Below are 15219 nucleotides of genomic sequence, written 5' to 3'. Positions count from 1 at the left end.
CCTTACTTCCCCTTGGCCTTCACCGACAGCCGGCGGCGCGCGCGCAGCTGCAGGCCCGCGTACGACACGGCCGCGCCCAGCAGCGCCAGCACGATCACCAGCCCGGCCAGCATCAGCGGGCTGCGCGAGAGGTGCCACTGCACCCAGGCGACGGGCGGCAGGCGGCCGACGTAATACGTGTCCTGGCCCAGCACGCTGTTGACCTGCGTGTCGCGCACGATGGTCATGCTGCCCTGCACGCTCTTGAGCAGCTCGGGCGTCATCAGCGCGTTGAGCAGCGCGTCCTTCGACTCGCTGTTGGTGATGGCGGCGACCACGCTGCGGCCGCTTTGCAGCGGCGACTGGAAGCCGGCCAGCACCGCGTCGCGGCCGTCGGCGCTCACCGAGATCTGCATCGAGCCCGGCAGGTCCTCGCGGGTGCGTGCGCCGATCACGAAGTCGATGGCGTTGTCGATCCAGCTGTTGAGCTTCAGCTCGGGCGCGGTGCCGTTGCGCTTGAGCGGCATCCGGTCGGCCCATTGGGTGAACAGCGGCTGGTTCTGCAGGTTGCCAATGACCAGCAGGTCCTTGTCGGCCCACTGCGGCGCCTCGCCCGAGCGGCCCACCTTCACGCGCAGCGCGGGGTAGCCGGTGGAGCGGCCGATCTGGCCGAGCAGGCCGAGGAACATTTCGGTGTCGCTGCTGCTGGGCTGGTCGGGCAGGATGACGGCGGTGTCCGAAAGGTCGGCCATGCGCGAGAACGGGAAGCCGCCGTTGGCGTAGGCGGCCAGCTCGGGCATCGCGATGAAGTGCGGGAAGCCCGACACGTCGATCTTCGAAGTCGGGTCGATCGAGCCGCGCACGTTGTCCAGCTGCGGCACGCAGCGCCCGCCCACCGGCTCGAAGTAGTAGTGCAGCCTCAACTGGCTGCGCGGGCCCATGGCCAGCGGCGGCAGGATGATTTCCTTGCGTTCGGCCAGCGTGCCGTCGGGCATCAGCTTCACCGCCAGCGGGTTCCACCAGCGGTCGCCGGCCGGGTTGGCCGAGCGCAGCGGCAGGCCGCCCACGAAGTTCTCGTTGACGTTGACGTTCAGCGTCGACTGGTCGGGCCGCACGCGCGGGGTGTAGCGGTATTGCAGGTCGAGCGGAATGCCGCGGCTGCGCCAGGTGAACAGGTCGGGCGGCAGCTGCAGGTTCACGCGGACCACGTCGGGGTTGTAGCCCGACACCGAGAGGTCGGCCGCCGTGGCCAGTTCGCCCAGCTGCAGCGGACGGTCGCTCGGCACCCAGCGCGGCGCGTCGTAGGGCTTGCGCGCGGGCGGCTCCTGGAAGGCGGTGATCGATGCGGTCGCGCCCGCGAAGGCCTTGGCGTTGAGCGCCAGCGCGGCGGCGGCGGTGCGCAGGTCGGCGGGCGTGCTGCCCATCACCAGCAGCAGCTTGCCGTTGGCGTCGCGCGGGTTGTCGACGATCGCCAGGCCCGGCCCGCGGATGGCCGGCAGCGTGAGGCCCGGAATGCTCGAATCGGGCGTGACGAACACCACCGCGTGGCCGGTGGGCAGGTCGCCGCCCGACACCGGGAAGGTCGCGCCGCGGTAATCTGCCAGCGCGCCGAACCACGACGACACCACGCCCGCGGCCTCCAGCACCGGGCCCGAGCCGGCGGTGCCGAACACGAAGGGAATGCGCGCGCGGCGCACGTCGCGGCGGTCGAAGAAGGGCTGCGGCAGGGCGGCCAGGTCGTTGACCAGCTTCAGCGGCGCCACCGTCAGCTTCAGCGTGCTGGTGGCGTCGATACGCGCCCACAGGCTGGTGTGCGCCGGGTCCTCGCACTCGCGGGTGTAGTGGCCGATGAGTTCGACGTTGATGCGGTTGAACTCGGTGATCAGGCGCCGGTCGATCGGGATGTCGGCCGTCTGCGGCCGGCCCGCGCCCGCGGTGGGCACCGGCAGCGTGGCCACCAGCACGTCGTTCACCGTGACCTTCAGGTGCGAGAGCTCCGGGATCAGCGAGGGCGAGTAGGCGTAGTTCAGCCTGAACGAGGCGGCCGTCACCAGCTCGTCGGCGCGCACGTTGAACGGGATGCCCACGGTGCCGCTGATGCCGCGCAGCTGAACCGCGTAGTCGATGCCGAGTTGCGTGAGGTTGAGTTCGCGCACCGCGCCGCCGGCAGGTGCCGCGGCAGCAATGGAAGCCGGCGCCGCCTGCGGGGCTGCAGCGGCGGCCGCAGCCTGGGGCTCGGCCGGCCGGGGCTGGCCGAAGGCCGTGCCGGCGGCGGCGAGGGCCACGGCGAGGGCCACGGCGCGGGAGACGAACGGGGACGAAGCCACGCTGACGGGATGCTCGGCGCGGCGATGCGCGCGCTGGTTGGGCGTCACGTGGGTCGTCACGTGGATTCCTTCGCTTTGACGGGACGCAGCCGCGAGGCGGCCGCACGGTAGTAATGGCTGAACATGTCTCGGAAACCGGTGCCGCTGATGCTGATGATGTGGCCGAGCACGCGGTGGATCGGCACGCGCGGGTGGTTGCCCCAGCGCGCGGCCCAGATGTCGGCGCGGGCGGTGGTGCACTGCACCAGCGCGCGTTCCTGCGCGAAGCTCATCGGCACGAAGCTCAGGCCCAGGCGCTTGCCGCTGCTGAAGCGCACGGTGGAGGCGAAGCGCGATTCCTGGTCGTTGCGGTACAGCGCCACCTCTACCGGCGTTTCGAGGTCCAGCTTCAGGTCCTGCGGGAGCTCGAGGCCCAGGCCGCCGCTGGAGAAATCGAAGGTGTTGCAGCGCAGGGAGCGGCCATCGGCGAAGTACAGCGTGGCCGGCAGGTTGAGTTCGACGCGGTGCGATCCGCGCAGCTGGCGCGACTCGTTGGCCGCGGCCACGCAGGCGCCCAGGATCATCAGGTTGTAGACCGTCCAGGCGAGATTCAGCCACACGGTGGCGATGTGCTGCGAGTCGACCCAGGTCAGCCGCCACACGCCCAGGCACACGCCCACGAAGTTCAGCGCGAGCAGCACCAGGCTGGCCTTGGCGATGGTGCTGTCGAAATACTCTTCCTGGATCAGGCCGCCCTTGGCCGTCACGTTGAAGCTGCCCAGCTTGGGGTTGATGAGCGCCACCAGCGTCGGGCGGAAGATGTACCAGGCCAGCACCGCCTCGTAGACCTCGTTCCACAGCAGGTAGCGGAATCGCCCCTGTACCCGGCTGTTGGTCAGGTTGGCGTGCAGGATGTGCGGCAGCGCGAAGGCGAAGATCATCGAGGCCGAGGCGTGGATCACGCTCGCGCCGAAGTACAGGTAGGCCAGCGGCGCCGTCAGGTAGATGAGCCGCGGCAGTCCGTACAGGAAGTGCAGCATCGCGTTCACGTAGCACAGGCGCTGCGCCCAGTGCAGCCCGCGCCCGAAGAGCGGGTTGTCGATGCGGAAGATCTGCGCCATGCCGCGCGCCCAGCGGATGCGCTGGCCCACGTGGCCCGAGAGGCTTTCAGTTGCCAGGCCCGCGGCCTGCGGCAGCGCGAGGTAGGCGGTGTTGTAGCCCAGGCGGTGCATCTTCAGCGCGGTGTGGGCGTCTTCGGTGACGGTCTCGACCGCGATGCCGCCCACTTCTTCCACGATGGTCCGGCGCAGCACCGCGCAGGAGCCGCAGAAGAAGGTGGCGTTCCAGAGGTCGTTGCCGTCCTGGATCAGGCCGTAGAAAAGCTCGCCCTCGTTGGGCACCGTGCCGAAGGTGTCGAGGTTGCGCTCGAAGGGGTCGGCCGAGAAGAAGTAGTGGGGCAGCTGGACCATGCCCAGCTTGGGATCGCGTCCGAACCAGCCCATGGCGATCTGCATGAACGAGCGCGTGGGGATGTGGTCGCAGTCGAAGATCGCGACGAACTCGCCGGTGGTGTTCTTCAGCGCGGCGTTGATGTTGCCGGCCTTGGCATGGCGGTTGTTGTCGCGCGTGACGTGGGTCACGCCGACCTGTTCGCAGAACACGCGGAATTCCTCGCGCCGGCCGTCGTCGAGCACGAAGATCTTGATCTTGTCGCGCGGCCAGTCGATCAGCTGCGCGGCCAGCACCGTGGAGCGAACCACCGACAGCGATTCGTTGTAGGTCGGAATGAACAGGTCGATGGTCGGCCACTCGGCCGGGTCCTCCGGCAGCGGCACCGGCTTGCGCTCCAGCGGCCAGGCGGTCTGCACGTAACCCAGCAGCAGCACCACGAAGGCATAGAGCTCGGCCATCAGCAGGCCGACGCCCAGCACCAGGTCGAGCAGGTTGTCCATGAACATGGTCTCGGTCACCCGCCAGTAGGTGTAGCGCGAGGACACCACCACCGACAGGAAGATCAGAACCAGGCTGGCGAAGCGCCCGCGGAAGCGGTTGGTGACGAGCGCCGCCACGAAGATGCCCACGGACAGCACGATCTGCTGCTCGAAGGTCATCGGCGCGATGATCAGCGCGGGCAGCATCGTGAGCGCCACGATCCAGCCGAGGATGCGCACCGGCAGCAGCTTCAGGATGGCCGGCGCCGGACGGGGCTCCGGCTGGGCCGGCGCGGCGGACTGGGCGTGTTTCATCGGTTCGTTTCCGTGGTCCGCAGGGTCGGGAAGGACGCCGCCTGGCGCGCGGTGTCTAGGCGTTCGAGCAGGCGCTCGGCGCAGGCGTCGATGTCCTGCGTCGCCTGGCTCATGGGCGCGTAGCGCTGCACCGGCGCGGCCGAGGCCAGCGCCTCTGGCACCGCCTGGTCCAGGTGCAGCATGCCCAGCAGCTCGGGGCGCAGCCGCTGGCGCAGAAGTTCGAAGACATCGTGGTTGAGCCTCTTGCCCGGGTCGATCTGGTTCACCACGTAGCCGGTGCCGAGGTAGCCGCCGCGTGGGCGGGCGTACTTGTCGAGCATGCGCTCGACGATGGGCAGCGTGGCGAAGGAGCCCGCGTCGGCCAGCACCGCGACCACGCCGAAGCTGGCCGCGCGCAGCGCCTGCTGCAGGTAGACCGAGGGGCCGGGCGGGGTGTCGAGCACCACCAGCGTCCCGGCGGGCAGGCCGAAGCGTTCCAGCGTGTCGCCGAGCCAGCCGGGCGACCGGGCCAGCTGCTGCTCGAACGCGATCTGGCGTTCGTCGTCGACGTCGCCGAAGGGCAGCAGCATCACGCCGCCGTGCGCGGGACGGATGGCGCGGGCCCACGGCATCAGGCCGGTGGCAGCCTCGACCAGGCCGCTGTCGCAGGCCTGCGGCTCGTTGGCGATGTGGAAACGCAGCGCGTTCTGCGGATCGAGATCGATGGCCAGCACCTGCCTGCCGCGCTGCGCGAGCGCGGTGCAGAGGTTGGCGGCAATCGTCGTCTTGCCTACGCCGCCCTTGGAGGAGATTACGGGGATGACAACCATCGTCACGTCGGCCTTCGCCAGCGTGACATGGGACCCTGCGCCACGGCTGCCTTCTGCGGCGCGGCCAGACGTGCGAAAAGTTGCTCGAGCGGTGTCGCAGCGGAACCCGGCCCGGAGGCGATGGCGGCCGGAGCCGGTGCGGGCTCGGGTGCGAACACCGGGACCGCGGCCGGTGCATGGGCGGCTGGAGCGGCGACGAACGGTGCGGGCGAGGGCGCGTGCAGGGGTGTTGCCGCGCCGACCGGAACTGGAGCGGGCGCCAGTGCGGGCGCAGCGACCGGGGCGGCAGCCGTGACCGCCGGCGGATGGGTGATCTTCTCGCCCGACAGCAGTGGCCACACGCGCGGCGCCTCGGCGTCGGGCGGCGCGAATTCCTTGTAGCCGTTGCCGTTGCCGCCGAACTTGCCGAACAGGCCGGCGATGTCCTCGGGCATGTGTTCCTCGGTGCTCATGCGCCTGCCCTCGACAGGCGCAGATCGATGCGCGGCCCGGCCTGGACCTCGGGCTGCAACGCTTGCACGCGCAGTGTGGAGGGCATGTGCTGCGCCTCGAACCAGGTCTGGTAGGCACCTTCGAAGAAACCGACGCTCCAGTCGGTCGATCCGGGCCCGAAGGCCGCGGCCACAGGGCTGCAGGCGTGGGTGATGGCGACGCCGTCGGCTTCCTCGTTCAGCACGGCGAAGCCCCAGTCGATGCCGTCCCAGCGGGCGTTGAACTGGTCCTGCAACTCCTCGAGCGTGCGGCAGCGGGGGATCGGCAGGGCCTGCGCGAGACGCTGGCCGATGCGAAAGAAAAGCTGCCTCAGATCTTCCGGAGGCAACCCGGCGCTCAACTCGGCGGCCATGCCGCGGTTGAATTCCAACCATTGGGCGCTGCAGGATTTCTTTTCGTAATAGTCAATAAACGTCGCACCAGTTTCCATGCCGAGGCATTCTCTTGGATCAGTTAACTATTGACAATGAATGTGAACTAATTAGTACGAAAGAACTGAATTTGAGCTGGCCAACTGTCTGAATTCGGGGACGAGCTCGAGCCGCGACCTTCGTCGGGTCGAGTTCCATACGTCGCGCGAGCGCGATCGGATTCAAATTTCTGGTGAAGTGCGCTTTCGTCCCGCCGTCATCGGAGACAGGCGCGGACGACGCAGCCGTGCGCCCGCGTCGCGACTCGGCCCGGGGTCAGTCCGAGAGGGCTTCGCCCGCGTGCTGGAACATGGTGCGGCGGCCGTGCTTTACCGCGTACATGGCGGCATCGGCCTGCCGCAGGGCCTCCTCGGCGGAGGTGGTGCGCGGATCGACCGCCACCACGCCGACGCTGGCGCCCGCGTAGTCGATGGTCAGGTTCCTGAGCCGCAGTTCGCCCTTGGTGTTTTCCGCCAGCCGGTCGCCCAGCGCCATCGCGCCGGTACGCGGCGATTCGCCGAGGCCGGGGCCCAGGCCGATCACCACGAACTCGTCGGAGCCGAATCGCGCCAGCATGTCGCTCGCGCGCACGCAGTTCGACAGCTGCTTCGCCATGGCCGCCAGGAACTCGTCGCCGACCGCGTGGCCGTGCGCGTCGTTGATCTTCTTGAAGTCGTCCATGTCGATGAAGCCGACCAGCACGCTCTGGGTGCTGCGCGCGCCCTGCGCCAGCATGCGCTGCAGCGCGTCGACCAGGGCGCGGCGGTTCGGCAGGCCGGTAAGTACGTCGGTCGCTGCATTGGCCGAGAGTTCGATGCCGGCCTTGTCGAGCCTGGCGACCATCTGCTCGCGGTCCACCTGCTGGGCGATCAGCTTTGCGAACAGGCGAAGTACCGGCTCGGCGATGGCCGGCAGGGGCATCTGCCGGGCGCTGGCGGCGCACAGCGCGCCATGCAGGCCGCCGCCGTCGAGCCTGACGGGTGCGCTCGCGCAGGTCTGGATGCCCAGTTCGCGGGCCGCATCGGCATCGCCCCAGCAGCCGCCGGCATCGTCGGCGTAGATGCGGTCTTCTTCCAGCGCATGGCGACACAGCGTGTCGCCCCAGGGAACGTAGGCGCCTTCGGGAATGGTCAGCTCGCCCGCGTTGTGGGCGAAGAGGATGTGCTGGCGGGCCTTGTCGGGCTCGATGACCGTGAGATAGGCCGATTCAAGGCCGGTTGCCGCCTCGAGCATTTCGAGCATAGGGCGCGCGAGGTCTTCCAGCGTCGTGGCCGAGGAGACGGTTTCGGATAGCTGTTCGATCAGGAATTCCATGGCCGACATTCTGAGGGCTCCCGGGGTGTCAGGAGGCCAGTGCTTCCATCAATTCTGTTTCGATGGCCAGTTGCGTCTTCTGGCCCTGTAGTTCGGGGCCGCTGATCAGGAAGGTGTCTTCCACCCGCTCGCCCAGCGTCGTGACCTTGGCGAGTTGCAGGTTCAGGTGATGGCGCGCCAGCACCCGCGCCACCGAATACAGCAGGCCCGCGCGGTCGCTGGCCGAGATGCTGAGCAGCCAGCGCTGCGCCTTGTCGTCCGGCAGCAGGCTGATGCGCGGCTTGATCGGAAAGCTGCGCACCCGGCGCGACACCCGGCCCATGCTGGGCGGCGGCAGCGCGCCGGCCTCGGTGAGCGTTTGCGCCAGGCCCGACTCGACCATGCTGATCAGGTCGCGGTAGTGGTCCGGCAGGAAGGTGGTCACCACCTGGAAGGTGTCGAGCGCGTAGCCGTTGCTCGTGGTGTGCACCTTGGCGTCCAGGATGCTGAAGGAGGCCTGGTCGAAGTAGCCGCAGATGCGCGCGAACAGGTCGGGCTGGTCGGGCGTGTACACGACCACCTGCAGGCCTTCGCCCACCGGGGACAGGCGCGCCCTGACGATGGGCGCTGCCTTGGGTTCGGCCGGCACGTTCGGCGGCGGCACGAAGCGCGAGAGCTGCTTGGCGTGCCAGGCGATCTCGCCGGCGTCGTGGCGCATGAAATAGCCGACGTCGAGCGTGTCCCACAGGGCCTTGTGCGCCTCGAAGCGCTGGGCGTGCAGGGCGAGCTGCACCAGGGCCTCGCGCTTGCGCGACTCGACCTCGGCGTCCGGGTCGGGCATGCGGCCGCCCAGTGCCCGCAGGGTGTAGCGGTAAAGGTCCTCGAGCAGCTTGCCCTTCCAGGCGTTCCACACGCGCGGCGAGGTGCCGCGGATGTCGGCCACCGTCAGCAGGTAGAGCGCGGTCAGGTAGCGCTCGTTGCCCACGCGTTTGGCGAAGGCGCCGATCACCTCCGGATCGCTCAGGTCCTGCTTCTGGGCGACCTGGCTCATCACCAGGTGCTCGGCCACGAGGAATTCGATGAGCTTCGCGTCCTCGCGGGCGATGCCGTGCTGCTTGCAGAAGCGCTGCACGTCGCGCGCGCCCAGCGTGGAGTGGTCGCCGCCGCGGCCCTTGGCGATGTCGTGGAAGAGGGCGGCCACGTACAGGATCCAGGGCTTGTCCCAGCCGGCCGCCAGCTGCGAGCAGAACGGGTACTCGTGCGCGTGCTCGGCGATGAAGAAGCGCCGCACGTTGCGCAGCACCATCAGGATGTGCTGGTCCACCGTGTAGACGTGGAACAGGTCGTGCTGCATCTGCCCCACGATGCTGCGGAACACGCGCAGGTAACGCCCCAGCACCGAGGTCTGGTTCATCAGCCTGAAGGCGTGCGTGATGCCGTAGGGCTGCAGCAGGATCCGCATGAAGGTCTGGTGGTTGACCGGGTCGTTGCGGAACTTGCTGTCCATCACGTGGCGCGCGTTGTAGAGCGCGCGCAGCGTGCGCGCCGACAGGCCCTTCACGCCGATGGTCTTCTGGTAGAGCAGGAAGGTCTCTAGCACCGCGTGCGGCTCGCGCTCATAGAGGTCGTCGCTGGCGATCTCGATCAGGCCGGCGCGTTCGTAGAAGCGCTCGTTGATCGGCGTGTGCTGCTCGTCGCTGGGCTGCAGCCGCTCGGAGATGTTGAGCAGCAGGATCTGGTTGAGCTGCGACACCGCCTTGGCGGCCCAGTAGTAGCGCCGCATGAGCGCCTCGCTCGACTTGCGCTGGGACTCGCTCTCGTAGCCGAAGCTGGCGGCCACGGCGGTCTGCAGGTCGAACACCAGGCGGTCCTCGCGCCGGTTGGCGATCACGTGCAGCCGGGCGCGGATCAGCGAAAGCAGTGCCTCGTTGCGCTTGATCTGTTGCGCCTCGAAGGACGTGGCCAGGCCATTCTTGGCCAGGTCGTCCCAGCGGCTGCCGTAGCCGGCGGCCTTGGTCATCCAGAGGATGGTCTGCAGGTCGCGCAGGCCGCCCGGCGATTCCTTGCAGTTGGGCTCCAGCGCGTAGGGCGTGTTGTCGAACTTCTGGTGGCGGTGCCGCATTTCCTGCGACTTGGCCACGAAGAAGGCCTGCGGGTCGATGGCGCGCGAGAAGCGGCGGCGGAAGGCGGTGAAGAGCTTCTTGTTGCCGGCGATCAGGCGCGCCTCGAGCAGCGAGGTCTGCACGGTGACGTCCTTCTCGGCCTCCGCCAGGCATTCTTCGACAGTGCGCACGCTGGAGCCGATCTCCAGGCCGGCGTCCCAGCACTGGCCGATGAAGGCCTCGATGCGGGCCGGCTCGATACCGCCGGCCTCGCCCTCGGGCGGCAGCAGCAGCAGCACGTCGACGTCGGAATACGGAAACAGCTCCCCGCGCCCGAAGCCGCCCACGGCCGCCAGCGTGAGCGAGTCGCCGAAGCCGGCGTCGCGCCACAGGGTGCACAGCGTTTCGTCGGCCAGCGCCGAGAGCTGGCGCAGCACCGTGTGGACGCTGCGGGTGGGAGCGCGCGCGAAGCGCAGGGTGTCGAACAGGGCGAGCTTCTTGGCGCGATAGGCTTCGCGCAGCGTCGCCACGTCGATGTTGGCTGCTTCGATCACGGGCGGGGAGCGCGCTGCCGCGTCAGGTCTTGGTGGCGGTGACGAAGGAGGGCAGCGGCGGGCTGCCCGCCGACAGGGTCAGCACCTCGTAGCCGGTCTCGGTGACGAGCACCGTGTGCTCCCACTGGGCCGACAGCGAGTGGTCGCGCGTGACGATGGTCCAGCCGTCGTACTGGCCACCCTTGAAGTCTTCCTTCACGTCGCGCTTGCCGGCGTTGATCATCGGCTCGATGGTGAAGATCATGCCGGGTTTGAGTTCTTCCATGGTGCCCGGGCGGCCGTAGTGCAGCACCTGGGGCTCTTCATGGAAGCGCTGGCCCACGCCGTGGCCGCAGAACTCGCGCACCACCGAGAACCCGTGCCCCTCGGCGAACTTCTGGATCGCATGGCCCACGTCGCCCAGGTGCGCGCCGGGGCGCACCTGCAGGATGCCGTGCCACATCGCCTCGAAGGTGATCTGGCACAGGCGCTTGGCGGCGATCGACGCGTCGCCGATCACATACATGCGGCTGTTGTCGCCGAACCAGCCGTCCTTGATGACGGTGACGTCGACATTCATGATGTCGCCCTTCTTCAGGGGCTTGTCGTTCGGGATGCCGTGGCACACCACGTGGTTCACCGAGGTGCACAGCGACTTCGGGAACGGGACGCTGCTCGCGCCCATGTAGCCCACCGTGGCGGAGGTGGTGCCCTGCTTGACCATGTACTCGGCAGCCAGCCGGTCGACATCGTTGGTCGTGATGCCGGGCTTGATGAGGGGGGTGAGGTAGTCCAGCACCTCGGAGGCCAGGCGGCAGGCGACCCGCATGGCTTCGATGCCTGCAGCGTCTTTGTAGTTAATGCTCATGGCCGAATTATCCCATTGGCCCGGCTAAAATCCCGGGTTAACGCGGATGACCCCAGTCAGCGGCCATCCGCCTCGATTCCTTGATTTCCCAACGCGGCCCCCGAGGCCCCATCGACCGTGACGCAGCCCGCACCTCAAGCCCTTCCTGTCGTAACCATGTTCGAGGGCGGCAGCGCACTCAGCGACTTCCGCGCACGCCAACTCCTGCCGAAGCTGCAGGCCATCGAGCCGCGCATCGAGGGCATCTCGGCCCGTTTCGTGCACCTCGTGGTGACAGACGCGGCGCTCGGCCAGGCCGACCGCGAGCGCTTCGCAGCGCTGCTGACCTACGGCGACCCCTTCGAGGCGCCGGCCAAGGCGGGCACCAGTGTGGTGGTCACGCCGCGCCTGGGCACCGTGTCGCCCTGGGCCTCCAAGGCCACCGACATCGCCCACAATTGCGGGCTGGCCCTGCGGCGCGTCGAGCGCGTCACCCAGTACCACCTGAAGCTCAAGGCCCCGCTGATCGGCAAGGCCCCCGTGCTCGAGGGCGACGTGCTGGCCGCCGTGGCCGTACCGCTGCACGACCGCATGACCGAATCGGTGCTGGCCACCGTCGAGCAGGCCGCCAGCCTCTTCAGCGAACTGCCGGCCCAGCCGATGGCGCAGGTCGACGTGCAGGGCGGCGGCCGCGCCGCGCTGGTGGCGGCCAACACCGGCTTCGGCCTGGCGCTGGCCGAGGACGAGATCGACTACCTGGTCGACGCCTTCACCCGCCTGGGCCGCAACCCCAGCGACGTCGAGCTCATGATGTTCGCGCAGGCCAACAGCGAGCACTGCCGCCACAAGATCTTCAACGCCAACTTCACCATCGACGGCCAGGCCCAGCCGCAGAGCCTGTTCTCGATGATCCGCAACACCGAGAAGCTGAACCCGCAGCACACAGTGGTGGCCTACGCCGACAACGCCTCGATCATGGAAGGCACGGCCATCGAGCGCTTCGTGCCCGCCAGCGGCTCGCAGAGCTATCAAAAAGATAGCGCCCTGAGCCATGTGCTGATGAAGGTCGAGACGCACAACCACCCCACGGCCATCTCGCCGTTCCCGGGCGCCTCGACCGGCGCGGGCGGCGAGATCCGCGACGAGGGCGCCACCGGCCGTGGTTCCAGGCCCAAGGCCGGCCTGACAGGCTTCACCGTCTCGAAGCTCTGGCCGGAAGAGGGCAGCTACGGCAAGCCCGAGCACATCGCCAGCCCGCTGCAGATCATGACCGAGGGCCCGCTGGGCGGCGCCGCGTTCAACAACGAATTCGGCCGCCCCAACCTGCTGGGCTACTTCCGCGAGTACGAGCAGACCGTGGCGAGCGACGTCGACACCGTGCAGCGCGGCTACCACAAGCCCATCATGATCGCGGGCGGCCTGGGCAGCATCGATGCGACGCAGACCAAGAAGATCCAGTTCCCCGCCGGCTCGCTGCTGATCCAGCTCGGCGGCCCCGGCATGCGCATCGGCATGGGCGGCAGCGCCGCCAGCTCGATGGCCACCGGCGCCAACGCGGCCGAGCTCGACTTCGACTCCGTGCAGCGCGGCAACCCCGAGATCGAGCGACGCGCGCAGGAGGTCATCAACCACTGCTGGCAGCAGGGCGCGGCCAACCCCATCCTCGCGATCCACGACGTGGGCGCGGGCGGCCTGAGCAACGCCTTCCCCGAGCTGACCAACGACGCCGGCCGCGGCGCGCGCTTCGACCTGCGCGCAGTGCCGCTCGAGGAGTCGGGCATGGCGCCGAAGGAAATCTGGTGCAACGAAAGCCAGGAGCGCTACGTGCTGGCCATCGCGCCAGAGTCGCTCGAACAGTTCAAGGCGTTCTGCGAGCGCGAGCGCTGCCCGTTCTCGGTGGTCGGCGTGGCGACCGAGGAACGCCAGCTGCTGGTGGCCGACGAAGGCGCCGAGGTGCAGCCGGTCGACATGCCGATGGACGTGCTGCTCGGCAAGCCGCCGAAGATGCACCGCGACGTCAAGACCGTGGCGCGCAGCTTCAAGCCGCTCGACCTCACCGGCGTCGACCTGCAGAAGGCGGCCATCGACGTGCTCTCGCACCCGACGGTGGCTTCCAAGCGCTTCCTCGTGACCATCGGCGATCGCACCGTGGGCGGCATGAGCCACCGCGACCAGATGGTCGGCCCGTGGCAGGTGCCCGTGGCCGACTGCGCCGTGACGCTGGCCGACTACAAGGGCTTCGCAGGCGAAGCCATGAGCATGGGCGAGCGCACGCCGCTGGCCGCGCTCGACGCGCCGGCCTCGGGCCGCATGGCGGTGGCCGAGGCCATCACCAACCTGCTGGCCGCGCCCATCGAACTCTCGCGCGTGAAGCTCTCGGCCAACTGGATGGCCGCCTGCGGCGAGCCCGGCGAAGACGCCGCCCTGTACGAGACCGTCAAGGCCGTCGGCATGGAACTGTGCCCGGCACTGGGCGTGTCGATTCCGGTCGGCAAGGATTCCCTGTCGATGCGAACGCAGTGGAAGGACGGCGGCGAAGCGAAGAAGGTCACCTCGCCCGTGAGCCTGATCGTCAGCGCCTTCGCCACGCTTCCCGACGTGCGCGGCACGCTCACGCCGCAGCTCGACGCCGAGGAGGCCGACACCACCCTCGTGCTGATCGACCTGGGCCAGGGCAAGCACCGCATGGCCGGCAGCATCCTCGCGCAGACGCTCGACCAGAGCGGCGACACGGTGCCCGACCTCGACAACCCGGCGCAACTCGTGGCGCTGGTGAATGCCGTGAACGCGCTGCGCGCCGACGGCAAGATCCTCGCGATGCACGACCGCAGCGACGGCGGCCTGTTCGCCACCGCCTGCGAGATGGCCTTTGCCGGCCACGTCGGCGTGGCGCTCAATGTCGACATGCTCGTTACCGAAGGCGACGGCATCTCCGACAGCCGCATGGAGACCGGCGACGCCAAGAACTGGGCGCAGCAGGTCAGCGCGCGCCGCGAGGAACTCACGCTCAAGGCGCTGTTCAACGAGGAGCTGGGCATGGTGCTGCAGGTGCGCACCGCCGAGCGCAACGACGTCATGCAGGTGCTGCGCGCCCACGGCCTGAGCACCCACAGCCACTTCGTCGGCAAGACCCGTCCGGCCAGCTCCACCATGGACGCGGGCAAGGGCAAGATCGAAGTCTGGCGTGACGCCAAGTCCGTGTTCAGCGCGAGCCTGCACGACCTGCAGCAAGTGTGGGACTCGGTCAGCTGGAAGATCGCCCGCGAGCGCGACAACCCCGCCTGCGCCGATGCCGAACACGCCGCGGCCGGCGATCCGGCCGACCCGGGCATGCACGTGTTCCTGCCGAACGCGCAACAACCCGTTGCCCCGGCCATCCTGCAGTCGCGCCCCAAGGTCGCGATCCTGCGCGAACAGGGCGTCAACTCGCACGTCGAGATGGCCTACGCCTTCACCGAAGCCGGCTTCGAAGCCTTCGACGTGCACATGACCGACCTGCAGACGGGCAGGGCGGACCTCGCCGACTTCAAGGGCGTGGTCGCCTGCGGCGGCTTCAGCTACGGCGACACGCTGGGCGCCGGCATCGGCTGGGCCCGCAGCATCACCTTCAACCCGAAGCTGGCCGAGCAGTTCAAGACCTTCTTCGGCCGCGCCGACACCTTCGGCCTGGGCGTGTGCAACGGCTGCCAGATGTTCGCCGAGCTGGCCGACATCATTCCGGGCGCCGAGGCCTGGCCGCGTTTCACCACCAACCAGAGCGAGCGCTTCGAGGCGCGCCTGTCGATGGTCGAGGTGCTCGAGTCGCCCAGCATCTTCTTCGCGGGCATGGCCGGCAGCCGCCTGCCGATCGCGGTGGCGCACGGCGAGGGCTATGCCAACTTCAAGTACCGCGGCGACGCCGACAAGGCCATCGCCGCCATGCGCTTCGTCGACAACCACGGCAAGCCGACCGAGCAGTACCCGTTCAACCCGAACGGCAGCGCCGGCGGCCTGACCTCCGTGACCACGCCGGACGGCCGCTTCACCGCAGTGATGCCGCATCCGGAGCGCGTGTTCCGCAACATCCAGATGAGCTGGACCTCGGGCGACAAGAGCGAGCTGAGCCCCTGGATGCAGATCTGGCGCAATGCGCGCCGCTGGGTGGGCTGAGGCCTGGCTCTTCGCCACCCCGGGCGCTCCGGGCGCCCACGAAAAAGCGGCCC

At 68.8% G+C, this 15219-nt stretch carries 9 protein-coding genes; 1 reads left to right on the top strand and 8 read right to left on the bottom strand.

Annotated features, from left to right (window positions below):
- Positions 1-2: 2 nt before the first annotated feature.
- The 8 genes from bcsB to map all read right to left on the bottom strand — a co-directional run bounded on the left by bcsB (position 3) and on the right by map (position 11038).
- Positions 3-2366 carry a cellulose biosynthesis cyclic di-GMP-binding regulatory protein BcsB gene (gene bcsB, locus ABL844_RS17260; protein WP_418128301.1) on the bottom strand — a complete coding sequence of 788 codons (2364 nt, stop codon included), beginning with the start codon at positions 2364-2366 and terminating at the stop codon, positions 3-5.
- A complete protein-coding gene (gene bcsA, locus ABL844_RS17255) occupies positions 2363-4531 on the bottom strand; it encodes a UDP-forming cellulose synthase catalytic subunit (protein WP_418128300.1) in 2169 nt (722 codons plus the stop codon). Before bcsA ends, bcsB begins: the two co-directional genes overlap by 4 nt.
- Entirely contained in the window at positions 4528-5340 is an 813-nt protein-coding gene (gene bcsQ, locus ABL844_RS17250) for a cellulose biosynthesis protein BcsQ (protein WP_184637691.1), read from the bottom strand. The genes bcsA and bcsQ overlap by 4 nt, the downstream gene beginning before the upstream one ends.
- A gap of 2 nt (positions 5341-5342) precedes the next feature.
- Positions 5343-5792 (bottom strand): hypothetical protein, encoded by a 450-nt coding sequence (locus ABL844_RS17245; protein WP_418128299.1) that lies wholly within the window; start codon positions 5790-5792, stop codon positions 5343-5345.
- Positions 5789-6262: a cellulose biosynthesis protein BcsD gene (gene bcsD, locus ABL844_RS17240; RefSeq protein WP_126020188.1), complete on the bottom strand. Its 474-nt coding sequence runs from the start codon at positions 6260-6262 to the stop codon at positions 5789-5791. Before bcsD ends, ABL844_RS17245 begins: the two co-directional genes overlap by 4 nt.
- Positions 6263-6518: 256 nt before the next feature.
- The gene (locus ABL844_RS17235; RefSeq protein WP_418128298.1) at positions 6519-7556 is read right to left on the bottom strand and encodes a diguanylate cyclase domain-containing protein; all 1038 of its coding nucleotides are present in this window, start codon (positions 7554-7556) and stop codon (positions 6519-6521) included.
- Positions 7557-7584: 28 nt separating this feature from the next.
- Entirely contained in the window at positions 7585-10191 is a 2607-nt protein-coding gene (locus ABL844_RS17230) for a [protein-PII] uridylyltransferase (RefSeq protein WP_418128297.1), read from the bottom strand.
- 22 nt (positions 10192-10213) lie between these two features.
- Positions 10214-11038 carry a type I methionyl aminopeptidase gene (map, locus tag ABL844_RS17225; protein WP_418128296.1) on the bottom strand — a complete coding sequence of 275 codons (825 nt, stop codon included), beginning with the start codon at positions 11036-11038 and terminating at the stop codon, positions 10214-10216.
- 156 nt (positions 11039-11194) lie between these two features.
- Here map and purL point away from each other — a divergent pair, with 156 nt between their 5' ends.
- On the top strand, positions 11195-15166 hold the full coding sequence (purL, locus tag ABL844_RS17220; RefSeq protein WP_418131918.1) for a phosphoribosylformylglycinamidine synthase: 3972 nt from the start codon (positions 11195-11197) through the stop codon (positions 15164-15166).
- The last annotated feature ends 53 nt before the right edge of the window (positions 15167-15219 follow it).

The organism is Variovorax sp. 278MFTsu5.1 (assembly GCF_048305045.1).
Taxonomy (GTDB): Bacteria; Pseudomonadota; Gammaproteobacteria; order Burkholderiales; family Burkholderiaceae_C; genus Variovorax; species Variovorax guangxiensis.
Note: the sequence above shows the minus strand (reverse complement) of the source record. Positions and strands in the feature narration are given on the sequence as shown.